21 protein-coding genes and 1 tRNA gene are annotated in these 25,200 nt (G+C 44.0%); 11 read left to right on the forward strand and 11 right to left on the reverse strand.

What is annotated here, in order from left to right:
• Positions 1 to 105: 105 nt before the first annotated feature.
• The 9 genes from ACFFGT_RS28045 to ACFFGT_RS28085 all read right to left on the reverse strand — a co-directional run bounded on the left by ACFFGT_RS28045 (position 106) and on the right by ACFFGT_RS28085 (position 9,148).
• Complete coding sequence (locus ACFFGT_RS28045) at positions 106 to 1,341, reverse strand: PQQ-dependent sugar dehydrogenase (protein ID WP_377025826.1); 1,236 nt, start codon at positions 1,339 to 1,341, stop codon at positions 106 to 108.
• 131 nt (positions 1,342 to 1,472) lie between these two features.
• Positions 1,473 to 2,531: an alpha/beta hydrolase gene (locus ACFFGT_RS28050; protein ID WP_377025827.1), complete on the reverse strand. Its 1,059-nt coding sequence runs from the start codon at positions 2,529 to 2,531 to the stop codon at positions 1,473 to 1,475.
• A 47-nt stretch (positions 2,532 to 2,578) separates the two neighbouring features.
• Complete coding sequence (locus ACFFGT_RS28055; protein ID WP_377025828.1) at positions 2,579 to 3,223, reverse strand: NAD(P)H-binding protein; 645 nt, start codon at positions 3,221 to 3,223, stop codon at positions 2,579 to 2,581.
• A gap of 9 nt (positions 3,224 to 3,232) precedes the next feature.
• Positions 3,233 to 3,832: a flavodoxin family protein gene (locus ACFFGT_RS28060; RefSeq protein ID WP_377025829.1), complete on the reverse strand. Its 600-nt coding sequence runs from the start codon at positions 3,830 to 3,832 to the stop codon at positions 3,233 to 3,235.
• Between the two features lie 10 nt (positions 3,833 to 3,842).
• Positions 3,843 to 4,970, reverse strand: coding sequence for an aldo/keto reductase (locus tag ACFFGT_RS28065; RefSeq protein ID WP_377025830.1), 1,128 nt, complete (start codon positions 4,968 to 4,970; stop codon positions 3,843 to 3,845).
• Positions 4,971 to 4,988: 18 nt separating this feature from the next.
• Positions 4,989 to 5,495: a nuclear transport factor 2 family protein gene (locus tag ACFFGT_RS28070; RefSeq protein WP_290327093.1), complete on the reverse strand. Its 507-nt coding sequence runs from the start codon at positions 5,493 to 5,495 to the stop codon at positions 4,989 to 4,991.
• A gap of 99 nt (positions 5,496 to 5,594) precedes the next feature.
• Entirely contained in the window at positions 5,595 to 6,581 is a 987-nt protein-coding gene (locus ACFFGT_RS28075; protein ID WP_377025831.1) for an aldo/keto reductase, read from the reverse strand.
• 12 nt (positions 6,582 to 6,593) lie between these two features.
• Positions 6,594 to 7,445, reverse strand: coding sequence for an aldo/keto reductase (locus ACFFGT_RS28080; protein WP_377025832.1), 852 nt, complete (start codon positions 7,443 to 7,445; stop codon positions 6,594 to 6,596).
• A gap of 89 nt (positions 7,446 to 7,534) precedes the next feature.
• Entirely contained in the window at positions 7,535 to 9,148 is a 1,614-nt protein-coding gene (locus ACFFGT_RS28085) for a carboxylesterase/lipase family protein (RefSeq protein ID WP_377025833.1), read from the reverse strand.
• 200 nt (positions 9,149 to 9,348) lie between these two features.
• Between ACFFGT_RS28085 and ACFFGT_RS28090 the strand changes: the two genes are divergently transcribed.
• The 8 genes from ACFFGT_RS28090 to ACFFGT_RS28125 all read left to right on the forward strand — a co-directional run bounded on the left by ACFFGT_RS28090 (position 9,349) and on the right by ACFFGT_RS28125 (position 16,875).
• Entirely contained in the window at positions 9,349 to 10,245 is an 897-nt protein-coding gene (locus ACFFGT_RS28090) for a helix-turn-helix domain-containing protein (RefSeq protein ID WP_377025834.1), read from the forward strand.
• Between the two features lie 76 nt (positions 10,246 to 10,321).
• Complete coding sequence (locus ACFFGT_RS28095; protein WP_377025835.1) at positions 10,322 to 12,586, forward strand: xanthine dehydrogenase family protein molybdopterin-binding subunit; 2,265 nt, start codon at positions 10,322 to 10,324, stop codon at positions 12,584 to 12,586.
• 31 nt (positions 12,587 to 12,617) lie between these two features.
• On the forward strand, positions 12,618 to 13,091 hold the full coding sequence (locus ACFFGT_RS28100; protein ID WP_377025836.1) for a (2Fe-2S)-binding protein: 474 nt from the start codon (positions 12,618 to 12,620) through the stop codon (positions 13,089 to 13,091).
• The gene (locus tag ACFFGT_RS28105) at positions 13,088 to 13,738 is read left to right on the forward strand and encodes a hypothetical protein (protein WP_377025837.1); all 651 of its coding nucleotides are present in this window, start codon (positions 13,088 to 13,090) and stop codon (positions 13,736 to 13,738) included. Before ACFFGT_RS28100 ends, ACFFGT_RS28105 begins: the two co-directional genes overlap by 4 nt.
• A gap of 54 nt (positions 13,739 to 13,792) precedes the next feature.
• Positions 13,793 to 14,902 (forward strand): XdhC family protein, encoded by a 1,110-nt coding sequence (locus ACFFGT_RS28110; protein WP_377025838.1) that lies wholly within the window; start codon positions 13,793 to 13,795, stop codon positions 14,900 to 14,902.
• A 320-nt stretch (positions 14,903 to 15,222) separates the two neighbouring features.
• Entirely contained in the window at positions 15,223 to 16,194 is a 972-nt protein-coding gene (locus ACFFGT_RS28115; RefSeq protein ID WP_377025839.1) for a recombinase family protein, read from the forward strand.
• 44 nt (positions 16,195 to 16,238) lie between these two features.
• Entirely contained in the window at positions 16,239 to 16,724 is a 486-nt protein-coding gene (locus ACFFGT_RS28120; protein WP_377025840.1) for a hypothetical protein, read from the forward strand.
• 13 nt (positions 16,725 to 16,737) lie between these two features.
• Positions 16,738 to 16,875 (forward strand): hypothetical protein, encoded by a 138-nt coding sequence (locus ACFFGT_RS28125; RefSeq protein WP_377025841.1) that lies wholly within the window; start codon positions 16,738 to 16,740, stop codon positions 16,873 to 16,875.
• A 171-nt stretch (positions 16,876 to 17,046) separates the two neighbouring features.
• Here ACFFGT_RS28125 and ACFFGT_RS28130 read toward each other — a convergent pair.
• Positions 17,047 to 17,123, reverse strand: a tRNA-Met gene (locus ACFFGT_RS28130).
• Positions 17,124 to 17,287: 164 nt separating this feature from the next.
• On the opposite strand from ACFFGT_RS28130, the gene ACFFGT_RS28135 reads away from it, so the two are divergent.
• The 3 genes from ACFFGT_RS28135 (at position 17,288) to ACFFGT_RS28145 (ending at position 20,571) form a co-directional block, all read left to right on the forward strand.
• Positions 17,288 to 17,668: an START-like domain-containing protein gene (locus ACFFGT_RS28135; protein ID WP_377025842.1), complete on the forward strand. Its 381-nt coding sequence runs from the start codon at positions 17,288 to 17,290 to the stop codon at positions 17,666 to 17,668.
• Between the two features lie 107 nt (positions 17,669 to 17,775).
• Positions 17,776 to 19,230, forward strand: a complete 1,455-nt coding sequence (locus ACFFGT_RS28140; protein ID WP_377025843.1) for an LptF/LptG family permease — start codon at positions 17,776 to 17,778, stop codon at positions 19,228 to 19,230.
• A 135-nt stretch (positions 19,231 to 19,365) separates the two neighbouring features.
• A complete protein-coding gene (locus ACFFGT_RS28145; protein ID WP_377025844.1) occupies positions 19,366 to 20,571 on the forward strand; it encodes a bifunctional 3,4-dihydroxy-2-butanone-4-phosphate synthase/GTP cyclohydrolase II in 1,206 nt (401 codons plus the stop codon).
• Between the two features lie 142 nt (positions 20,572 to 20,713).
• On the opposite strand, the gene ACFFGT_RS28150 is transcribed toward ACFFGT_RS28145, so the two are convergent.
• Positions 20,714 to 25,144 (reverse strand): translocation/assembly module TamB domain-containing protein, encoded by a 4,431-nt coding sequence (locus ACFFGT_RS28150; protein ID WP_377025845.1) that lies wholly within the window; start codon positions 25,142 to 25,144, stop codon positions 20,714 to 20,716.
• Between the last annotated feature and the right edge of the window lie 56 nt (positions 25,145 to 25,200).

The following is a 25,200-nucleotide window of genomic DNA, read 5'->3' on the forward strand; positions in this document are numbered from 1 at the left end:
CATGCCTTTGCTTGTCGGATTTACATATTATCCGTCTTTTCGATAATAGGAGCTACTTAAGAAAAATCAGTGTGCCGCTTACCGATCGTCCATCTTTTTAAGAATTTATTCGCGGTCAATCCTGTACAATTTTCCCTGGTCGGTTACTGCGTAAAGTGCGTTGTCTGTCCCCTGGGTGATATCCCTGAAGCGTTGTGCTTCACTAACCAATAAACGTTCCTCACCGGTTACTTTGTTATTGGCAATTACTAAACGGTCGATATGCATACCGCTTAATGCGCATACAAAAAGGTTATTTTCCCACTCCGGGATGCGGCTCCCTTTATAGAAGGTCATGCCGCTCGGCGAGATCACCGGGTCCCAATAATAAACGGGCTGCTCCATGCCGGTTTGCTGTTGAATTGCATTACCTATTGGTTGACCGCTATAATCTATGCCATATGTAATAACCGGCCATCCGTAATTTGCACCAGGCTTTATGATATTGATCTCGTCTCCGCCCCTTGGGCCAAGCTCCCCTTCCCACAGATCGCCTGTAATAGGATGGATCACTAAACCATGCTCATTTCGGTGACCGAGCGAATAAACTTCGGGGCGTGTATTAGCTTGTCCAATAAATGGATTTCCTGAGGCCGGTTGCCCGTCTGTAGTGATCCTGATGATTTTACCAATGGCTGAGTTTGCATCCTGCGCCTGAACGCGGATACCCGGATCGGATCGGTCGCCACTGCTTACGAAAAGATTGCCTGTACGGTCAAAGATCACCCTACTGCCATATTGGTTGGTTCCAGTATAAGCAGGTGTAGCCCGATAGATAACAGTTACATTTTCAAGTCCGGTTTCAGCGGTAGCCAGGCGCCCTTTGGCCACAGCAAGAACGTTTCCATTTAGTCCTCTTTCAGAAAACGACCAGTAAACCATTCGGTTAGTAGAAAACGCAGGGTCTACACATAAACCTAATAAGCCACCTTGACCGGCTGCGTTAACAGCCGGGACGTTAGCAAGCGGAGAGCCTACCTGCCCGGTATTAGTAACCAATCTCATTGTTCCTGCCTTTTCTGTAACCAGAAAACGGCCGTCAGGCAAAGCCGCTAAACCCCACGGGGCAGTCAGCGATGAGGTAAGTACAGTGGCCCGGAAAGCAGTTGTAGTTTTTACAGCAGCTACCCGTGTCTGTCCTTCAAAGGCAGGTTTAAAATTGGAATTCGGCGGCAGTGTCTCTACTGATGACGGGCTTCCTGTGGCTGGTGTTTGGGTAGTGTTTTCGGTTGTATTTTTCTTTTTACATGCAGAGGCCAGCAACAAACAACCGGCAACAAAAATGATGATGTATTTTTTCATAGGTAGCTTTTTTAAAGTTGATATGATCGCAACCTTGTCAATAGCGCGCTACAACTTTGATGTGTTTTAAACTTATTTATTCCATTTTTTTATCATTACAATTTAAGCTGCTCATTAGTGTTAAATATTTTTTAAAGATATTTCTCAAAGAAACTAACGAGCTTGGTTACCGCTTTATCTACGTATTCCTGCTTATAATAACTTTGAATATGTGTAGCGCCATCTATTACAAAAAGTTCTTTATTCTTTGTTCCTGTCGCTTTGCTGAATGCTTCTTCAGTCATATATTTTGTATCAGCCTTACTTCCGGCAATCATTAAGAGAGGTTGGTTGATCAGGTCAATATTATCCGTTGCATCCCAGGTCATCAGGTCCATCATGCTGCTCATGGTATATAGGAAAGTTGAATTTGGGTGGGCATGCGTCCGGTAATAATATTCGTATCCCTCGCGATAGAGATCGGTCGGCGTTTTAGCGATTTCTTCATCTGTAATACTTGCGACGCCTCCGTAGATAATTTTGCCGCCTGCCGCTTCCTGTTCGCGAGCTTCTGACGCTTTTTTCAGACGTTCCTGAATGGTAGCCAACTGGGAGTTTTGAAATCCATTACGCCTTACTTCACCCGAATTGAACATACTCAGTGTTGCCACTGCTTTAAACCGCTTATCAGACTGGGCCGCTTTTAAAGTATAGCCACCACCGCCGCAGATACCAAAAGCACCAACCCTGTTGGTATCTACTCCAGGGTATCGGCTTATAAAATCAGCCATGCCATGGATGTCATCCGTCCGGTAGAAAGGTTTATCTGTATGGCGCGGCTCTCCGCCGCTCGCTCCTTGGTAAGCCGCATCGGCAGCAATCGTTATATAACCAGCTTCGGCTAAACGCTGCGCGTATAGCCCGGCGGTTTGCTCTTTTATACCACCATTTGGGTGAGCAACCGTTATTGCAGGGTATTTCTTAGAAGGATCATAATCGGCCGGGGTGTAAACATTAGCAGAAATATTTACCCCGTTGAGTTTATAGCTTACAGGATGAATGTTTACCTTACCTGTTTCATTTTTTGTAATCGCTCCTTCGTATACGAGGGTATAAGGATTGGATTGATACGTTTTTTGAGTTGATTGCGCATTTGCTATAGTTGTAACTGTTGAGATTGCCGTTGCTATGATCAGCGATATGTTTTTCATGTTAATTCTAATTCATATCCGCTATTAACTTTAGCGGATTCTTTATATTAATAAAAGGAAGGTTTATCCCATTGTGTGCCGGGTTCACCTATCCCAAAACTTTGCCTGATATATTTGTCGTCAAGCGACGTAATGATGTCTGTTATCGCCTGTGCAACGGCTTGCCGTGAGATCTGGGTTTCCTTAAAAGGCTCTCCTTTAGGCACCAGCATGTATTTGTTATTACCCTGCTGGTTATAAAGCCATGTGAGCCGTAACAAAGTATAGTCCAGATCTGATTCTTCCAATTTCTGAGCGGACTTGATCTGCTTTTGCATCCGCTGACCGCTGCCAACCATCATCTTATTCCACCGGCCGAAAGCGCCCGGAACTTCATCATAGATTCCAAGAACAGAGGCTGCGATCACCCGTTTTATCTTATGTTTATCCATAGCTTCGATTATGGATTGAGTTGACTGATCATCACCCATATCATTAATATAAACGATATCGATGTTTTCCATTGCCTTAAGCAATGTTTTGGTGTCCTTAAAATCTCCGGTGATGATCTTTATACGCTCAGGATTGCTTCCGCTCAATCTTCTGTCTGCGTTTTTTGCGTATAAAACAAGGTTATATTCTGTCCGGGCAAGTAGTTCATCGGTAAGCAATTGTCCGATCTGTCCCGCCGCCCCTAATATTAGTATGTTCATTCAGCTCATTTATTTAATCAAACCTATCTTTTTCAGCCACTCTTGCACTTCAGCGTTTACCTGTCTTTCTTTATCATCTTTCATAACAAATAAGATCCCATCCCTTTCAATTCCACCCTTTGTTGAATAACCTTCCAGTACTTTACTCTTGGGACACAATTCCTTTACTGTTTCAAAGCCGCTGCCTACGCCATAACCGGCATTGGTGTTAAATGGTACGACTGTTTTACCGCTCAAATCATATTGTTTCAGAAATGTCTTGATTGGCGGCGGTATTTTCATGTCCCAGGTGGGAAAGCCTACAAATACGATGTCGTATTTGCCGATGCTGTCTATCTTTGTTTTGAGCGATGGTAAGAAATTATCCTGGTTTTCCTGAACCATCTGTGCCACATGGGCACGGTAATCCGCAGGATAAGGATTAACCAATTCAAGGGCTACCAACTTTCCTCCAAGGTCTTTTTGGATCATCCGGGCTACGGCTTCTGTATTTTTGGTTCGTGTGAGGTAAACGATCAGGATCTTTTTTGCTGTCGTTGGCTGCGCCTTAGAACATGACGTCATGGTACACAAACAGATAAGAAGACAGTAAACGATGACCTTTTTCATAAACATCAATTTATTTTTTTGCAACCGCTTCTACGCCCGATAACGCGAGTACAAATGGCGGCAGCCGCTCACCTTCAATTTTAATTGCTGCAAGTTCTGTATTAAACTGTGTTAGCTCTGCATTACTGAAATGAATTTGCGCGGCACCCACGTTTTCGAGCATGTGTGCCATTTGAGTAGTTCCGGGGATCGGCACGATCCATGGCTTTTGCGCCAAAAGCCATGCCAGTGATACCTGGCCGGGAGTCGCATTTTTTTGCGTCGCCCATTTCTTAAGCAATTCCATAAGCGGCATATTCTTACCGATATTCTCTCTTGAAAAACGGGTTTCCATGCCCCGGATATCACCAGGTGCAAAACCCGTATTTCCATCAATAGCACCGGTTAAAAAACCGACGCCAAGCGGGCTCCAGCAAACAAAGCCAATACCCAGTTCCTGGCAAAGGGGGATGATAGTTTGTTCAGGTCCACGCCATAGCAGCGAGTATTCATTTTGAATCGCCGTAACCGGATGAACGGCATGTGCCCGCCTTACAGTTTCGGGACCTGGTTCTGAAAGCCCATAATGCAAAATTTTTCCTTGTTGAATAAGATCTTTAAGTGTGCCCGCTACATCTTCGATAGGCACATTAGGATCAACCCGGTGCTGATATACCAGGTCAATGTGGTCAGTCCGTAACCGTTTCAGCATTCCCTCAATAGCCGTTTTAATATGTTCAGGTTTGCTGTTCAAGCCGCCGCGCATCCGGCCGGTCTCCGGGTCAATATCCCAGCCAAACTTAGTTTCGATGACGATCTTGTTCCGGAACGAGGCAACAGCTTCACCCAGGATCTTTTCGCATTCAAAAGGCCCGTAAGCTTCTGCCGTATCAAATAAGGTTATGCCATTATCATAAGCTTTTCGAATGATGTCAATCATCTGAGGCCTCGATGGGATAGTGGTTTGATAGGTCCGGCTCATGTTCTGAACGCCGAGTCCTATACTTGACACTTCCAGTTTACCACCAAGTTTGCGCTTACCGGGGCCGGGGATTGGCGCAACCGTTTCGGAAACGATGGTACTGGCAACGGCATTTGAAGCCAGCAAAGAGCCACCGGCAATTGCAAGGCCTGATTTTAAAAGGTTACGACGGTTCATAGATTGTTGAGATAAATATTAATGTTGTTGTGGTGGCGTAGCCGGTGCGCCGGCCATTTTAACCGGCCTGATCAATGTGGAGAATGTAAGTGAGCCCATTTTCCATTTACCGTCTTCCTTAAGATAAACCTCGGTGACCATAAAAGCATGAACCACTTCATTGCCGCCAACTACAGCAAGCAGGTCGATATCATTTAAAAGTATGGCCGTGTTACCAAAAATATTCACCGATGCCCCGTAAACTTCCGCTTTTTTATACCAGATGAAACCACCTTTAATGGTATTCAATTCCTGGTCCTTGCCCCAGCTTCCTCCCATATGTACAAAAACACATTTTTCGGTAAACAGATCTTTCAGGGCATCAACCTTTTTATCGGCCATTAAAGTCCACTTAGTTTTAGAAAGGTCGAGTAATTCCTGTTCTTCTTTTGTCGGGGTTTTGGCCACGCTTGGCAGATTGGCCTGTGCCTGGCATAGTTGTATGCCTGAGGTTAGCAAGATTAAAGCAAAGATTAATTTTTTCATGTGTCTCATTTTTTGGTTTGTCAATTGGTGTTAATTATTGTGTTTCGGTTCCATTTAAATAAAATATGGGTGGAGCAGGTAACTTCACCCATATTTCTATTATTTGCGTCCCAATAGTTTTTGCGCATCAGCGGAGTAACGATGACCTTGAACCTCGATGTCATTCAATGCAGCTTTGATCACATTCAGGTCGCTATCTGTGAGTGTTATATCCGCGCCTCCAAGGTTTTCTTCCAAACGGCGAAGCTTAGTTGTCCCCGGAATTGGAACGATCCATGGTTTCTGTGCCAGCAACCAAGCTAAAGCGATTTGAGCCGGGGTGGCATTTTTATCATTGGCAATTTGTGTGAGCTTATCAACCAGGGCTTGGTTCGCCTTTCGGTTTTCTTCCGAAAAACGAGGTACTGTATTGCGAAAATCTGTTTTATCAAAGGATGTTCTATCATTGATCGCACCTGTTAAAAAACCTTTACCCAAGGGACTGAACGGTACGAAGCCAATGCCAAGTTCTTCAAGCAACGGCAGGATTTCTTCTTCCGGTTCCCTCCACCATAATGAATATTCGCTTTGCAAAGCAGTGACAGGCTGTACCGCATGTGCCAGACGAATGGAATCAACGCCAGCCTCAGAAAGGCCGAAATACTTTACTTTACCTTCAGTGATCAAATCCTTTACGGTTCCAGCCACATCTTCCATTGGGATGTTGGGGTCAACACGATGCTGGTACAGCAGGTCAATATGATCCGTTCGCAAGCGCTTTAAAGCAGCCTCCGTTACTTCCCGGATACGCTCAGGCCGGCTGTCAGTACCCAAACCGGGCTTGCCTTCTTTAAAACCGAATTTAGTTGCGATGACCAATTGGTCGCGATGCGGTGCTAAGGCTTCGCCTAACAATTCTTCATTCTCAAATGGCCCATAAGCTTCGGCTGTATCAAAAAAGGTTACACCGCGTTCTACCGCAGCATGTAATAATTTGACAGCTTCTTTATGATCCGTAGCGGGACCGTAGCCGAAACTTAAACCCATACAGCCAAATCCAAGGGCTGAAACTTCTAATCCGCTGCTTCCTAATTTTCTTATTTTCATTTGGTTTAATATCTAATCTTTCAATTCACGTTCACCAAGCCATTTCACCATTTTAGGATCACGATGATCAAAGAACAGGCTGGCGTTAGTATCAAGCGTTTTTATCTGTTCCATTTCAACGGATGTCAGCTTAAAATCCAAACTGTTCAGGTTTTCGGCCATGCGTTCTTTTTTAACTGATTTCGGAATAGCAACAACGCCTCTTTGGGTAAGCCAGCGAAGGATTACCTGGGCAATAGACTTATCATATTTTTCACCGATACCCTTCAAGAGTTCATTCTTGAAAATATCGTTTTTGCCTTCTGCAAACGGCCCCCAGCTCTCGATTTGCACGTTATTGTCGATCATGAATTGTTGGGTGTCGATTTGTTGGTGAAAGGGGTGTGTTTCTACCTGGTTAACAGCCGGTACGATTTTGTTATGGATGATCAGGTCTATTAATCTGTCCGGCTGAAAGTTGCTGACACCAATAGCGCGGATTTTGCCCTCTTTATATAATTCCTCCAATGCCCGCCATTCTCCATAAACATCCCCGTATGGTTGATGGATGAGATAGAGATCGAGATAATCGAGCTGAAGTTTTTTTAGTGATTTTTCAAATCCCCTTTTAGCTTCTTCGTAACCGTTGGATTTTATAAATAATTTGGTCGTAATAAAAAGTTCTTCCCTTGCCACGCCGCTGGCTTTAATGGCATTGCCAACAGCCTGCTCGTTCATATACGACTCGGCAGTATCGATTAAGCGATAGCCGGTTTCAATAGCATCAATAACACTTCTTTCACATTCTGCCAGATCAGTTACCTGGAATACGCCGAACCCAAGTATTGGCATTTCGACGCCGTTATTTAATTTTACTGTTTCCATTTTTAGTTTTTATTCAATTGTACAAAGGTCATACCTCGTTTTTATAAAAACAGGATATAGATTACGGGGATATCTACCATTATTACTGATTAATGCAGGTTGCCCGATGTAACAGCTTTTTCGATCACGTCTAACCTTGCCTTTTTTGGATCAGGCTTGCCCATAGCCGTACCATCTGATTGAAATTCAATCAACTCGTTCCGTATTGGGTCATAAACCGGCCATTTGGGAAGATCTTCACCATTGGGGTTCCCTGTTTTAGCAAAATTTGTCCAGTAGGTATTCATGACCTTGGCAACCTCTTTGTCTTTCGGCGCTATAGTCGCACCGTTCCTGCTAACCAGGTTATCAAATGCGTAAGCGATCTCCGATGCGTGTCCCGCACCATAGCGCATCCACTGTTGCATGGAAGGCGACACGTAGGAGAACAAATAAATGTATGCCGGCGCGCCTTTAGCGGTAATGGCCCTGGCCGTAAACCTTGCCGGCTCTGCCCATACTTTATCTGTATTGACGAACGAAAGCATTTTTGGAAATTCTGTTGCCCCGTCGGGATCGTAAACAGCTTTGGCTTCGTCTTTCATATTGCCGAATAAATTAAGCAAGGAATCTTTTGATCTGGCGTTAACGAACCCGGCAGGAACCTCCGCACTATTAGAACCGATCATTAACGGGATTTTTGGTGCACGGCCATCATTATAGGCGCTTTGAGCTGTCTCGGTAACTAATTTCCCGTCAAGTATAGGGCCCGAATATATGGGCGTGCCACTTTGACCATCAGTTTCCTGCCCGCCATCGACGATCTCTGATACGCTTAATGAGCGGAGTTTTTCCAGTGCAGCGGCATCCGCTCCCTGGATGCCGTGCTTTTTCGCAAAGTTAATTCCGATGGTTTCTGCTGACACAGGATAGTAAGTGTCAGCGTTTTCCTTATTAATGGGGCGACCGGTTAATACACCGTCGCGGCCACCGCCTGATTCCACAATTGCCTTTTGAAACAAACCCCTCGCACTTGGTATAGTTAAAAGCGATTGAACCGATACCCCTCCGGCAGACTCGCCGAATATGGTAACATTTTTAGGATCGCCTCCGAATGCAGCGATGTTTTGTTTGATCCATTTAAGCGCCGCGATCTGATCCATATAAGCATAATTGCCTTTGGCTTCCTCGGGATGCTCTTTACTTAATGCAGGAAAGGCGAAGAAACCAAGCCGCCCTAAGCGGTAATTGATAGTTACCAGCAACACACCTTTATCGGTAAATGATATGCCGTTAAAATCGCCCTGATTTCCGCTGCCTGCAACAAAGCCACCGCCATGTATCCAGACCATTACAGGAAGATGGGCACCAACTTTAGCACTTGCCGGTTTCCACACATTTAGAAAAAGACAATCTTCAGAAGAAGTTTTTGAGATCTCAGTGCCGTTACGCGGCCAGCCCATTTGGGCGCAGTCTGCTCCATATTTAGTAGCATCGCGTTCGCCTTGCCAGGCTGGAAATGGCTGCGGGGCACGCCAGCGCAATGGGCCGACAGGGGCAGCTGCAAAAGGAATGCCTTTAAAACTGGAAACGTTTCCTTCTGTTATACCTTTTAGCGTACCTGAGGCAACATGTACCAAAGGCCCGGATGTTGGACTTGTATTATTCTGCGCCTGGGCAGAAAGGGCGAACAGGAAAATAAGCCCTGATAAAATTTTATTCATGGTGATTGGTTTAACAATTTAAAAGTGTTTCGTAGGAAGACAAACGCCGGCTCTACAGACTGAACCTATACAAAATTGTAACCTTTTATCCGTGTTGATATGATACATATTACGGGTGTTTCTACCATTATTACTGATTTCGAGTGATTGAGCATCAGTACGTTAATAATTACCGTAAATTCGGATATAAAGAAATAGCTATGGAAAAGATGCGCCGCTTTGAATCAATTTACGATTATAACGTCTTTAATAATAATGAGACGAAACATCCATTGGTAACGGTGGTTGACCTATCCAAAGCTGATCCGAGAAATTTATCCAAAATGTATTTCGGCTTTTACATCGTTTTCTTAAAAGATGTAAAATGCGGAGATCTGGTTTATGGCCGTGACACCTATGATTACCAGGAAGGAACTTTAGTATTTCTTGCACCGGGGCAGGTAGCGGGCTCTAATGACAATGATGATATTTATCAGCCTAAAGGCCATGCCCTGGCATTTCATGCTGACCTTATACATGGCACATCACTGGGCAGACGTATCCAGGAGTATACATTTTTTGGTTACCAATCTAATGAAGCACTTCACCTTTCTGAACGGGAGAGAAGCCTGGTTCTGGATTGCTTTTCCAAAATAGATTATGAACTGGAGCGTGGGGTAGATAAGCACAGTAAGCGGCTGATCGTTGCTAATATCGAACTGTTCCTGGATTATAGCGTACGCTTTTATGACCGCCAGTTTATGACCCGAGACAATGTACACCAGGGTTTGCTGGAACGTTTTGAAAACCTGCTGAACGAATATTTTGATTCAGATAAACCGGAGATTGTAGGCTTGCCCTCGGTTACCTGGTGCGCAGAGCAATTGAATTTATCGTCTAATTATTTTGGTGACCTGGTAAAAAAAGAAACCGGTAAAACCGCTCAGGAATATATCCAGTCAAAACTGATCGATGTGGCCAAAGAAAAGATCTTCGACGGTAACAAAACCATTAATCAGATCGCCGGGGAACTGGGATTTAAGTATCCGCAGCACTTTGCACGCGTATTTAAAAAGCGGGTAGGACATACACCAAATGAATATCGGTCAATGAATTAGTAATAATTGGATCAACTTAATGATATAAATAACTACCCCTGTTATTTGAACCAATCAGCAACACCTAATTTTAATTATGATGGAAAAAACAAACACTGATTTTAATAGGCGCGCTTTTCTCAAAGCCTCTGCCATCGCAAGTGGTGGATTATTGCTTCATTTTAGTGGCCTTGCCAAGTCCGTGCTCGCGGAACGAGGTATTGATGCGGCATCCCCGGAATGGAATGAACTGACCGGCTACATCAAGATCACTTCAGATAATATCATTAAAATTATTTGCCCTAATCCGGAGTTCGGGCAAAACGTAATGACATCGCTGCCAATGGTCGTAGCTGAGGAACTGGATGTAGATTGGAAGAAGGTGATCGTTGAAATGGGCCCGCATGATAATACTAAACTTGGCCCGCAGTTTACAGGTGGAAGTAATTCCATGCGGATGTACTGGAAGCCTTTACGGCAGGCAGGAGCCGCTGCACGACAAATGCTGATGCAGGCCGCAGCCCAAAATTGGGGGGCGCCTGTTGAGGAAATAACAACAAAAGCTGGTGAAATCTATCACGTAAAAAGTGGCAGGAAGGGTGTTTATGGTGATTTTGCTGCTAAGGCGTCAGGCATCCCTGTACCTAAAGATGTAAATCCTAAAAACGTAAAAGACTTTAACATCGTAAGGCATTCGCAAAAGAATGTGGAAGGTGCAAAGATCGTATCCGGGAAACCACTTTTTGGCCTGGATTATAAACACGAGGGTATGCTGATCGCCATGCCGGTACATCCGCCTGCTTTTGGTTTAAAACTCAAATCTTTTGATGCGTCGCAGACATTAAAAATGCCGGGCATTAAAGATGTTTTCACCATTAAATTATATGAGGACGGCTTTGAACAGGGCGGTTTCGATACACGCACTTTTAACGTAATTCTTGCGGTGGTTGGCAAAACGACCTGGGAAGTGATGCAGGCCCGTAAAAAACTCGTTGTTGAATGGGAACCTGCCGGCGACGTTACCAATACCATGCAGGGCCGGGGCGGCGGAAAGCGAGAAGTTATTTATCCGGGAGAGCTTGAAAGTACCGAGAAGCAAATGGAGAAAATGCGTGAGTACGCCAGCAAACCTGCCCCGTTATTGAGGAAAGATGGTGATCCGGAAACAGCTTTTAAAAATGCGGCCCAAATCCTTGAACGGACTTACAACGCACCCTTCCTGGCACATAACTGCATGGAGCCGATGAATTTCTTTGCCCATGTTACCGATGAAAAAGCACTATTGGTAGGCCCGTTGCAAGCACCAGGTTGGACGCAGCCCACATTGGCAAAAGTGTTAAAACTCCCGGCCGATAAGATCGAGATACAAATGACGCGGATGGGAGGAGGGTTTGGTCGCCGGGCATACGGACATTATTTGACCGAAGCAGCCCTGATCTCCAAACAAGCGAAAGCTCCGGTTAAACTGATCTACAGCCGGGAAGATGATACGACTTATGGTATTTACCGCCCGATGTATACCGCTACTTACCGCGCCGCTTTAGACGAAAATAAGAACCTGATCGCTTTTCATGTTAAAGGCGGTGGTATACCGGAGCATGCTATTGCCGCAAACCGGTTCCCGGCAGGAGCCATTGATCATTACCTTGCCGAAGGCTGGGAAATACCTTCCAATATCACTATAGGCGCATTCAGAGCACCAAGATCTAATTTTAATGCAGCGGCAGAACAATCATTCCTGGATGAGTTGGCAGAAGTAATGGGCAAAGATCCCATTGAGATGAGATTGGAACTGTTAAAAAGGGCAAAAGAGAACCCTGTCGGCAAAAACAACGAGTATGATGCCGACCGCTATGCGGGGGTGTTGAAATTGGTTAAAGAAAAATCGAGATGGAACGGTGCGGAGCATAAAAAATACAGCCGTGGCGTTGCCGCCTATTTTTGCCATAACTCTTACGCGGCTCATGTGGTAGATATTACCATTAGGGATGGACAGCCTTACGTAGAAAGGGTAACCAGCGCCATCGACTGTGGTATTGTGATCAATCCGGATGCCGCAACCAACATGGTGCAGGGGGCGGTGATAGACGGGATCGGCAATTCCCTTTATGGAGGATTAACGCATAAGAATGGTGTGGTTGCGCAAAATAATTTTCATTCCTACCGGATCATTCGTATGCATGAAGCACCTAAAAGCGTAGATGTCCACTTCGTTCAAAATGATATCGATCCAACAGGTTTGGGTGAGCCGCCATTTCCTCCTGTTTTTGGCGCGGTGGCCGGCGCGCTGTACAAGGCAACCGGGAAACGCTATTACCAGCAGCCCTTCACCTCGCCTCAACCGGTAATCCCTACAGTTTGATTAATAGATTTTTAATCGTAATTATCACGTTATGATCGCACTAAATATTAACAAGAAGACATACAATATTGATGCAGACCCGGAAACGCCACTGCTTTGGGTACTTCGCGATCATGTTGGCCTCGTTGGGACCAAGTTCGGCTGCGGGGTAGCGCAGTGCGGCGCCTGTGTAGTACATCTGAATGGTGAAGCCGTGCGCTCCTGCGTCACCAAGATTAGTCGTGCTGAAGGAAAAAAGGTAGTCACTATTGAAGGATTGTCAGAAAAGAACGATCACCCTTTGCAAAAAGCATGGTTGGAGTTAGATGTTTCACAATGCGGATATTGCCAGGCCGGGCAGATCATGTCGGCCGCCGTGCTGCTTAAAGAAAACAAGAATCCCACAGATCAGGATATCAATGATGCTATGGCTGGCAATATTTGCCGGTGCGGTACTTATCTGCGTATTCGGGAGGCCATTCATTTAGCTTCAGAATTGCAAAGGAAAGGGAATGGTAACTCATGAACAAACAGATATCAAACCGGCGGAATTGCAGTAGTAATTTCCGGTTACTAATCGTAATAGGCCTGCTATACGGCGTGATAGGCATAATGGCGTTTACGGTGAATAATGACAATGGTTCAAAAGTCGCAGAAAAAAAGCTATTGCCATCACTCAAAAAGGACAGCGTTACTTCAGTAAAAGCCTTCCAGCAGGTATATACGGTCCTAATGAGTGCACGCTGTATGAACTGTCATCCATCTGGCAATGTTCCTTTGCAGGGAGATGATAATCATCTACACACGATGTTGCCACAACGTGGTATTGATGGAAAAGGTGTTTACGCTATGAAATGCGCCAATTGTCACCAGCCTACAAATACAGCTGGTTTACATACGCCTCCGGGTAATCCAAACTGGCATTTGCCTCCTGCCAACATGCGAATGGTTTTCCAGGGGAGGACTCCGAGGCAACTGGCTAAACAATTGATCGACCCGAAACAGAATGGCCACAAGGATTTGAAAAAATTGATTGCTCACGCAGACGATGGCCTCGTGCTTGCAGGCTGGAATCCGGGCGAAGGCCGTACATTGCCGCCGATGAGTCATGCTGCATTCAAAAAGGCTTGGCTGACATGGTTAAATACAGGCGCATTTGCCCCCGCTAAATAAGATATATCAGAAGGGTTAATCAATTAATTGAATTATATCGATTTGGTGTAAGGCATGAAAGAACTTATAGATATTGTTGCTGCATACGAAAGGGCTGTTAACGAAAATAAAAAAACAGCTTTGGCTACCGTGGTGCTCGTTGAAGGTTCAGCTTACCGCAGGGCCGGTGCAAGAATGCTGATCACCGAAGATGGACAATTGACCGGTGCTATAAGCGGCGGTTGCCTGGAAGGAGATGCTTTGCGAAAAGCCCGGATGGTGATTATGCAACAGCAACCGATGTTGGTTACCTATGACACAATGGATGATGATGATGCTAAACTTGGTGTTGGCCTGGGTTGTAATGGCATTATCCATATCCTGATAGAGCCAATAGATAACAAACAAATTAACCCAATAACCTTATTGAAAGCTGCCATAGCTTCAAACGGTTATTCTGTGTTGGTTACTTTATTTTCTATCGAGGACAGAAAGGGGCCACAACCGGGCTCCTGTTTATACCTGGGACGCGATCAAACCCTTCGCAACGGCTTGGATAATTTACCCTATAAAAATGAATTACTGGAAAATGCGAAAAACGTATTAGATAATCAGTGTTCTACCATAACCGTTTATCAAAGTTATACTGCGTTTGTGGAATGCGTTAAACCACTGATTTCATTGGTTATTATTGGTGCAGGTAATGACGCTATTCCTTTAACCAGGTTTGCAGCCATATTAGGCTGGAATACCACCCTCATTGACGGACGCCCCAATTATGCAACTGCCGAACGCTTTCCATCTGTTAAAAAAATACTGGTTACCAAACCAGTAAAAATATTAGGAGATTTGGAAATAAACGAATGGACGGCGTTTGTACTGATGACGCATAATTATAATTATGAGATCACTTTTCTGAAACAACTATTACCTTTACACCCTTCTTATATAAGAGTTTTAGGGCCTAAAAAGAAACTGGAGCGCATGCTTGACGAACTGGAGGAAAATGGAACCGTCATAACCGAACGTAACCTGGAAACAATTCATGGGCCAGTTGGGCTGGATATCGGTTCAGAAACTCCTGAAGAAATAGCGCTTTCTATTATCGCCGAAATAAAAGCGATATTTTCCAAAAGAAATGGCAAATCGCTAAAACATAAAATGACTGTTATACACAACATTTAATTTAAATGACAAGTCTCTTTATTCTTGCAGCAGGGGAATCAAGTAGATTGGCGGCAACCCAAACAAAACCTGGTGTTTCACGGCCGAACGCTGTTGCAACGCGTAATCTAATTTGGGTCAGAATCGAAATGTGAAAATATTATTGTTGTACTTGGTGCAAACTCTATGAAATAAACACAACAGACCTTTGCTAAATAGAGAAGTGGTTTGGAATGATGATTTTTAATATACAACGACGTATAGAATTGCTGTTCTGTGATTTTTGAATACCTCTAATTGATCTTTTTCGTTAAATAACTGAAAGTAAATGTTCCAACATTATGAAATCAGCTTATATATACGTCCGTGTAAGCACTGATGAACAAAAAAGAAGGGGCTACTCATTGCCCGAGCAAGAAGACCGGTTGCTGAAATACTGTGAAACACACAATATTGATGTTAAGGGGATCTACCGAGAGGACTTCTCTGCAAAAGATTTCAATCGACCAGAATGGAAGAAGCTAGTTTCCGAATTGAAAAAATTTAGGGCGAAGGAAGAAAACAACATCCTTTTCATCAAATGGGACAGGTTCAGCCGTAATATCCAGTATGCGTATGAGATGCTGGGTATCCTCAGAAAGCTCAATGTGTCGGCAATGGCCATCGACCAGCAGATAGACCTGTCCATTCCCGAGAGCTCTGTGATGTTGGCCATTTACCTTTCCGTCCCGGAGGCGGAAAACACGAGGCGTGCCATGAATACGTTGAACGGTATCAGAAAGGCCAAGGAGATGGGCAGGTATCCCAATAAGGCTCCTGTGGGATATGTGAATATGACATCATTGGATGGTCGTAAGATTATAGTGCCCAAACAGCCCGAAGGCGGCATCATAAGGTGGGTCTTTCGTCAGCTTGCGAAAAATATCTATAAGATCGGATGCTTAAGCAAAATGGCAGTGAACAAAGGCTTGAGAAGCACGCGCTCAAATTTTTCCAAGCTTATCCGTAACCCCGTGTACTGCGGCCTAATACCGCTGAAGCTTGGAAATGGGGAGATCGTGATGATAAAGGGCATCCACGAGCCACTGATACCGGAAGCCCTATTCTATGAGGTACAGGATATCATCAATACCAAAAGAAGGATAAGGACCATAAAGGTTGATTTCAGGTCAGCTTTTTTTCTTACCGGTTTCCTCGTCTGTCCGTTATGTTGCAGAAGGCTTACCGGGAGCTTTTCCCAAGGTAATACGCGTAAGTATGCGTATTATCACTGTCGGAGGGGTGTCGGGCAAGGGTCAGGGCAGATAAGCTAAATGACAGCTATAGAGACCAGCTCCAGAAATTGGAACTGTCGGAAATGGCAAGTAATCTATTCGGTACCATTCTTGCAGACTGGAATGTGGATACACAGAAGGTAGAGTTTCTTTATGAAAGGCAGGCGCTTCGACGTCAGTTAGGCGAGCAGGAGATAATACTTTCCAGAGCGAGAAAACTGTTCGTGGAGAACATATTGAAATATGACGACTATAGCGAGATGAAAAGTGAATTTCGGAGGATTACTGACGGTATAAGGAAGGAACTTTGTAGTGTTGCCGTCAAGCTAAGGACCATCGAAGAACAGCAGAAGCTTGACCTCAGATCCTCGATTGATATATTTAGAGCCTTTGAAAGTCTCGATACGGCCGATAAAAAGCAGTTGGTCAGCTTTTTTCCTCCAGTAGATATAGACCTAAAGAAAAGCGAGGTCTATATTGGGCATAATGTTGCGCTTTCAAGGATATTGGTTTGTAAACAGGATAATAGGAAAACAGATGGAGTTTATAGATGGGAAGGTTTCCAGTAGGAAGGCAATTGCGTTGCTTGCTAGAAACGGTATAGAGGTTAATGACGAAGAGGCTGCGGTAATACTGAATTTTTTATATCTCATGGCCAAGATCCATAACAGAAAAATGGCTTTGAAAGATACTGAGATCCCTAAGGAAAAGTTGAACTAGTCAAATATTTACTTGGGGTAGCCTATATAGTTTTTTTAGACCCAAATTTGTTTTGGTATGCGTCAACTGGTTGGAAAATGTCGAACCGGTAATGGGAGGGCTGCAACTAATTGTTGCATAGTGATTTATGGGTGTAAAAAAAGGAAACAACAAAGATATGCTGTTTCCTTATGGTAGCGGGGAGCAGGATCGAACTGCCGACCTTAGGGTTATGAATCCTACGCTCTAACCATCTGAGCTACCCCGCCGTTTTTATGTATCTGACTCTTTTTGTGGTTAGTAAAAAGAGTGGCCTTGCTGTTAAAACAAGTGGCCGTCCCTAAAAAGGTTTGCAAATATAGCAGAAATTCGTTTTCTTTAGAAAAAATGTTTCATTTTTACTTTTGTTCCTCTTTTTTTAAGTGTAAACCGAATGTCTGAAAAGAAAAAATTTACCATTGAGTACGAGATAAAGTCATCTCCGCGTATCCTGTTCAGCTTCTTAAGCGAGCCTAACGGCTTGTCTCAATGGTTTGCCGATGAGGTTAATATCCGTGACCATGTTTATACTTTTACATGGGATGACGAATCGCAAAAAGCCAAACTTTGCTCAGTTAAGGAAAACAAATCCGTACGTTTTAAATGGCTCGACGATGATGCGCAGTATTATTTTGAAATGGAAATACTGCAGGATGAGCTCACCAATGATGTAGCTCTTGCCGTTACTGATTTCGCTACTGAAGAAACTATTATAGAGCGAAAGCAGATCTGGGATAACTCTATCGATTACCTTATAAGTGTATTGGGCGCCTGATAAAACTTTATTTTAGCTAATTTTGTACGCAGAACAGTTTTTGCACGTTAATGGGTTTTAACGGTGCGGCTAACTGGTTTTGCCCCTGTTAATTGCAAATAGCACTAATGAAGAAGATCCACCTGTTACTCCTTAAATCATTTATAAGGCCTTTTTTGGTTACGCTTTTCATCGTGATGTTTGTATTGCTGATGTTGTTTTTGTTTAAATACATTGACGACCTCATAGGCAAAGGTTTTGCCTGGTACACTATACTGGAGCTCATGATGTATAATTCGGCCACCAATGTGGCTATGGCGCTTCCGCTTTCGGTGTTGCTCTCCACCATCATGACTTATGGCTCTCTTGGCGAAAATTACGAGCTGGTAGCAATTAAGGCAGCTGGTATCTCTTTACGGCGCGCCATGTACCCCATGATCGTTGTTGTTACTGTACTGAGCGTGGCTGCATTCTTTTTTTCTGATTATATGCTGCCGGTGGCTAACCTTAAATACTTCTCGCTGTTGTATGATGCCCGTAAACAGAAATCGGCCGATTTGTTGCCCGAGGGAGTGTTCAGTACAAGTTTCCCTGATTATACCATTCGTGTAAAGCGTAAAGATCCCGATGGTCAGCGTTTGTACGATATCATGATCTATAAAAAAGGCCCGAACGGTGATAACAACAACTCGGTGATCCTGGCGCGTGAAGGTACCATGTTCCGTACCATGGGCGATAAATACCTGGTTTTACGTTTAAAAGATGGTGTGAGGTATGAGGAATCGGCGCCTGAAAACGCCAGTTATAATGCAAGGCAGCGCCTTGTGCGTCAGCGTTTTAAGGAAACCGAAACCAAGTTTGATCTGTCGGGAATGAGGTTTAACCGTACTAACGAAAGCGAGTTTAAAACAGCGTCGCAAATGATGAACATCAAGCAATTAACACATTATCTTGATTCGTCGCAGCGATCGGTTGACAGCAATGTTATGGTAAACTATAAACTGGTAACGCCATATATCAAATACTATTCAATACCCAGCCAGTCAAAGGTTATAAAAAAGTACATCGAGTTTGATCCTAAAAAAGATGCTTTTCAGGGGCTTACTTTATCGCAGCAGCAAATGAGTCTCAGCAGTGCCGCATCGGAGGTAAGGTCTATTAAAGATGTGATCAGGAACCGGAGCGACAGATATAAAGGCGATTCGGAAAACATCCGCAGGTATTTTGTAGAATATCAGAAGAAATATAACCTTTCGGTAGCTTGCCTGGTGTTGTTTTTAATTGGCGCGCCGCTGGGTTCTATCATCCGCAAAGGCGGCCTGGGTTTGCCGGTAGTAGTTTCAGTTATTTTTTTCCTTATCTACTATATCATCACCACCATTGGCGAAAAATCAGTTAAGGGCGGCGATATTAACAAGTACCTGGGTATGTGGATCTCCATTATCACGCTGCTGCCCATTGGCTTGTTCCTCTCGTATAAAGCAGCTACCGATTCGGCCTTGTTTGATATGGAGCTTTATAAACGCTTTGTGAACCGCATGGCAGCAAAATTTAAACCCAAGGCAACCCGCCACACTCATTAACGGTATATTTAATAAACGCCATAGTATAGAAGCATTATCATTTTACACAACGCCGACCCAAGTCATGGTAATATGCGTTAAATTTGATTTAGATTAAACAAGCGTTTAAACCCCACTCAATAAGCAAAGTATATAATGTTAAACACCATACAAGAAGCGATTGAAGAAATCAAAGCCGGTAAAACAATTATCGTAGTTGATGACGAAGATCGTGAAAACGAAGGCGACTTTTTAACGGCCGCCCGCAATGCCACCCCCGAAACAATTAACTTCATGGTTCGTCATGGCCGCGGCCTGGTTTGCGCCCCTATTACGGCACAGCGGGCACGTGAACTTGATTTGATGCCCATGGTAAGCCACAATACCACATCACACGAAACTAATTTTACAGTTTCTGTTGATTTGCTTGGTCATGGCTGTACTACCGGTATTTCTGCAAGCGACAGGTCAAAAACCACCCTTGCGCTCATCGATCCGGCTACTAAGCCCGAAGACCTGGGCCGTCCGGGGCATATTTTCCCACTCATAGCTAAAGATGGCGGCGTGTTGCGCCGTACCGGGCATACCGAAGCTGCTATTGACCTGGCTGTTTTAGCCGGCCTGGAACCTGCAGGTGTTATCTGCGAGATTATGAAGGAAGACGGCGAAATGGCCCGTTTGCCCGATTTGCTGGAGATAGCCAAAGAATTTAACCTTAAAATAGTATCGATAAAAGACCTTATCGCTTACCGTTTGGAGCATGAATCGATGGTAAAACGTGAGGTTGCTGTTAAAATGCCTACCGAATGGGGCGATTTTGATATGATAGCTTACACCCAGGTTGATACCGGCGAAAATCATCTTGCCCTGGTAAAAGGTACCTGGGAGCCTGGTGAGCCTATCCTGGTTCGCGTACATAGCTCATGCATGACAGGTGATATTTTCGGCTCATGCCGTTGCGACTGCGGTCCGCAATTACATAAAGCTATGGAAATGATCAGCAAGGAGGGTAAGGGCGCTATTGTTTATATGAACCAGGAGGGAAGGGGCATTGGCCTTATCAATAAATTAAGGGCTTATCATTTGCAGGAAAACGGTTACGATACTGTTGATGCCAACTTAAAGTTAGGCTTTAAAATGGATCAGCGCGATTATGGTATCGGTGCACAGATCCTGCGCAGCCTGGGCATTAGCAAAATGCGTTTGATGAGCAACAACCCTAAAAAACGCGCAGGCCTTATCGGCTACGGTTTGGAGGTGGTTGAAAATGTGCCTATCGAAATTGCATCAAACCCGCACAACGAGGCTTACCTGCGTACCAAACGCGACAGGATGGATCACGCCATTATGCGCGATCACTGATCATTGAGCTAAAAGCAGAAGGCTGAAAGCCGAAAGCGAAATAGATGATTTACACTAAAGGCTTAAAGCGATCTGCTTTAAGCCTTTAGTTTTTAATGTATTCGTCGAGAAGCTTTTGGCTTTAAGCTTTAAGCCTTCGGCTTTACTGATCTTCATCCTCATCGGGCTTTGTAGCCGGTGTTGTAGTTGATGTTGGTATTGGGGCGGGGTTAACCGGTGCGGTTTTGCGGCGGCCCTGCCTGAATATATTCCGGATAAACTCACCAAAAGTGTCAAAATCGCGCTGGTAAACTAAACCGAATCCGTTTACATATTGTGGTGCCAGCACATCAGTAAGGCTGCTTAGTGTTACGTTGTTTAATGCCCTGTATGAGTAGCGTGCTGTCAAATTGCCGTCACGGCGTATTTTATACAGTGCTTCAAAGTCTTTGGTAAGGTTATTAAAGCGCTGGTTAAACAGGTTACTGTTATTGTTATTAAAAATATCGTTTGAGCCGTTGTTGCTAAATAAGCTTCCGTTAAATGATAACCTGCTATCAAAAAAACGCAGCGAAGCACTGGCTTCGTTAAAGGAGCGGATGCTTAAATCGAAATTTTTGATGTTTGATTGCGATATCAGGCTGTTAAGCTTGTTAAACGCAAACTCGCTCACCGCTTCGCCTGCTGTACCCAGCACCTGGTTGGTTAGATTGTTGCTGTTTGATGTAAAGTTACGGCGCACAATAATACTGATAGCCTGCTGACTCCTGTTATTGGCATCGGCAAGATAAGTTGCCAAATCGTCCTTAACTGATGGATCAGTAGGGAAGTTAAAGTCAAAATCAATATTAGGCTGTAGTAGTGATTTGGTAAGGATTAATTCGGCCTGTACCAGCGTTTGTTGCCCCGAGGTAGGGGTTTGTAAACCCGCTGCTGTATATAACGGCGCTTTGCTGGTACGTACCTCATAGAGGGCCTTAAGGTTGATCTCCGCATTTGATGGGTTCCCTGTCCACCTGATGGTACCGCCCTGACTTACCGTAAAGTTTTTACTGATAAAGTTTTTGGCAGTAAACTCAAACTTACCCGATGATATCAGGAAGTCGCCGTACATTTCAAAATCGCCCAGGCTGTTGATATTCAGCTTTAAATTACGGGCAACACCGCTGCCTTCCAACTGGCCGTAGTCAGTAGCTATTTTTACAATGGTTTTTTCGTCGGCGCTTAAATCAAAGTTTAGGGTAACGCCATTAAAAGCGCGCGTTTTAGGCGCAACTTTGGCAGTATCACTGTGGCTCACAAATTTAATGAAGTCGTAATCGTTGGCGGTAGATGAGGTATTGAGCGGGATATTGAAAACAGTACCGGCATTAGTGCTGGCGGTAATATCTATTTTCATGTTATCAACCGGGCCGTTGAAGTTAAACGTGCCTGTGCCATAAGCCGTACCAAAATAAAGGTGATTGTCTTTAAATGTGGTATTCAGGGCCATCAGGTTATCGGCTTTAAGACTTACATTAATATCCGGGTTCGAAAGGTTATTCAAATTAACGGTACCATTGGCGGTTCCGGTACCTTTGTGAATATCCTTCAAAACCATGTCCTTAATACTGATAACACTGTTGTTAACATCCAATTTGTTATTAACCGTATAGGCTGTTTTTAAATAGTTAACAGTAAGGCCGGTGTTAACAAGGGTAACGGTGCCATTAAGCTGCGGGTTTGATGGTTTGCCGGTAAGCTTCAGGTCGGTTGATACATGCCCCTTTACGTTAGAAACAAGGTCTTTAATAAAGGGCTCAAATATGATGGCCTCTGTTTGGTTCATCTTGATATCAAAATCAAGGTTGTCATCGGTTTCCTTACCAAACGAATATGTACCGCCAATATTCATGGTTTCCAGGCCGCGGTTAATGATATTCATGTTAATATCGGCCTGTTTCCGGTCGTTACCAAGGGTAGTAAGCAGTTTCACATTACCCACCAGCGTTTTGTTCATGGTAAGCGAATCGATAGTTAAGTGCGAATCGAGCCCCGGAGATTTGAGTACCGAAGTCATTTTAACATCGCCATTTAAATAACCATGCAGGTATACCCCTGATGTGCGCGTAAGCTGGTTAAGGGTACGCATATTAAACTTTTGGAACGAGAGCTTCAGCTGATCGGCAGGGTTGTCGGATATAAACCCGTCGATAAATACTTTTTGCGCCCCGTTGGAAAGCTCAAAGCCCGATACCTGCGTTTTGCCATCCAATAAACGGATGCGTACCTGTTCCTGAATCTTCCATTTCTCTTTTTCCAAAATCACATCCGATGGCAGCAGTTTTAATTTGGCTGTAGTATCGCGGCCAAATTCAACCAGGCCGTAAAGATCCAGCTGGTTAACTGCGTTTTTATCAGAGAGCTTAACGTTAAAGTTAAGGCTGTCGTTTTTCAGGAAGTTAGTAATGTTGATATCCTTGATAAAAAGGCTGTCGGTAAGGTCGACCCGCTTCAGAGATAAGTTGAGGCCGAGCATACTTTCGGTGGTGTTTTCATCGATAATGAAATCATGGAAAACGGTTTTGCCATATTTAAGCGTTTTGATATAACCAGATAGCGTAGCCGTTTTCTTTTCCGAATTAAATTGCCCCACAAAAGTTCCCTGGTCGGGGATTTTCAAATCGGGCAGGAATATCGCTGTAAGCGGATCGAGGTTTTTCAGGCTCAGGTTAAAATCAAATTCCTCGGGCTTGGGCGGTACTATGGTTGTTTTTATAGATGGAATATACTTTTTAACAATGGTTTTAAAGTACGATGGCAGGGTAGCCAGGTCATATTTGCCCTTGATGCTGCCATCGGCAAAATCAGATTTTAAAGCGATGGTGCGGTTATTACCAGTGCCTTCGGCCGATAAGTATAATGAATCAACTACATAGTTATTCCGCGGATCAACCACCCTCGCAGGCGAAAATAGGATGTTGCCCTGCAAATTGGCGAGATCATCACCTTTAAACTGGGTTTTGAGCTGTGTGCTTACGGTTAAGGTATCTTTGGTGAAGCCAAGCTTATTCAGGTTAGCTTCTTTGATATCAGCGGTAAGGTCATAGGTAGGCAGAGGCGCACCGAGATTAACTTTACCTTTAAGGTCAAGCTTAACATTCCTGTCGTTTATAGTAATATGCGCATTAGCCAGCCTGTTTATAAAACTGCCGTTAAGCGTAAGCTTGTTGTAGGTGTATTTATTATAAGTGATGGAAGCAATTTTTGCATCCACTTTTTCGGTAAGGCTTTTCAGCGCATCGCCGCTGCCTTGTATGTTTGAGGTAAAGGTAGCCCTGCCAAGGTCGCTTTGATCAAGAAGGGTACCCAGGTCAAAAGCATAGGCATTGATCCTTCCGCTATAACTTGGGCGGCTGTTTTTGTCAATTTTAAGGTTGATATCAGAATCAAAACGACCGAGCGCTGTTTTAAAAACACCATAAGCTACAAAATCATTTTGCGACCCGGTAAACCTGCCGGTAAAATTAAAATTACCGAATTTGGAAAGAATAGCCGGGGCTTTTTCCGTCGGCGTTCCCGAAAAATGGCTGATCAGGTAATCAAGGTCTTTTTTGTTGGAGGCTACCTGCTCAAATTTCAGCTCGAGGAAAGCGTTATCCCAATCGGTAAGATTATGCAGGTTGAAATCACCCTTAACAAAAGTTGCCTGTCCACCGGTGATGGTCACTTTTTTGGCTTTAAGATTGTTTACATAACCTTTAGCCTGCCCGTCGATCCCCAGATCAAAGCTTACCTTTTTTAGCGCGCTGGTAAAGTAGGCAATATCAGATGATGAAATACGCGACGATTTAAAGTTGGCATCCATATGCACCTTATTTTCAAAATCATCAAAATCATCAAATGATTTAAACTTCATCCAAAAATAATCCTTCAGGTCTGATCTCGGCGTTTGAATAGCCAGGTGCTTCAGCATGATCTGGTTTGTATCAATTGTAGCATCCGATGCAAAATGTTTTACCGTAAATCCGCTTTTTTCGTGCAGGCTCAGGCTTTTGATATTGCCTTTAAACAGGTGGTTTTTAATATCCATTCCCTGTATCTCCGTGCTGAAATGCTGTACGTCCAAATCGTTAAAGTTAACGCCTGCTATTACCGTATCCCTCAAACTGTTTTTATACTTGAAATGGAAATTATTGATGGCGATGGTGCCGAAATTCAGCGTCCATGGTTTGCTTGCAGGTGTTTTGGCGGTATCGCCCGAGTTAAAATAATCTATAACAAACTGCAGGTTGGTAGTACTGTCCTTTTGTTTTTTGAGGTAGAAGGAACCATTATCCAGTTCGATATTGGCAAAATTGATGGTGCGGCGCTTAATACTGCTGAAAAGGTGAAAATCCTCAATATCAACAGCCAGGTTAGGCGTGCTTAATATGGTGTCCTGCTTCTTATCTAAAATATAAAGCCCCTCAATTACTACCGAGCTGAACGGTCTGATGTAAAGATATCGGATCCCTACTTTGGTGTGCAGTTCGCCGGCAAGGTAAGCCGCTGCTTTTTTTGCCGCCCAGGTTTGTACCGGCTTAAACTGAAACGTGAGTAAAAGTATGCTCAATGTCAATAAAATGAACAATACCAGGCCCAGGAATATTTTGAATACTTTTTTAATAA

Source organism: Mucilaginibacter angelicae (assembly GCF_042434235.1).
Lineage (GTDB): Bacteria > Bacteroidota > Bacteroidia > Sphingobacteriales > Sphingobacteriaceae > Mucilaginibacter > Mucilaginibacter angelicae.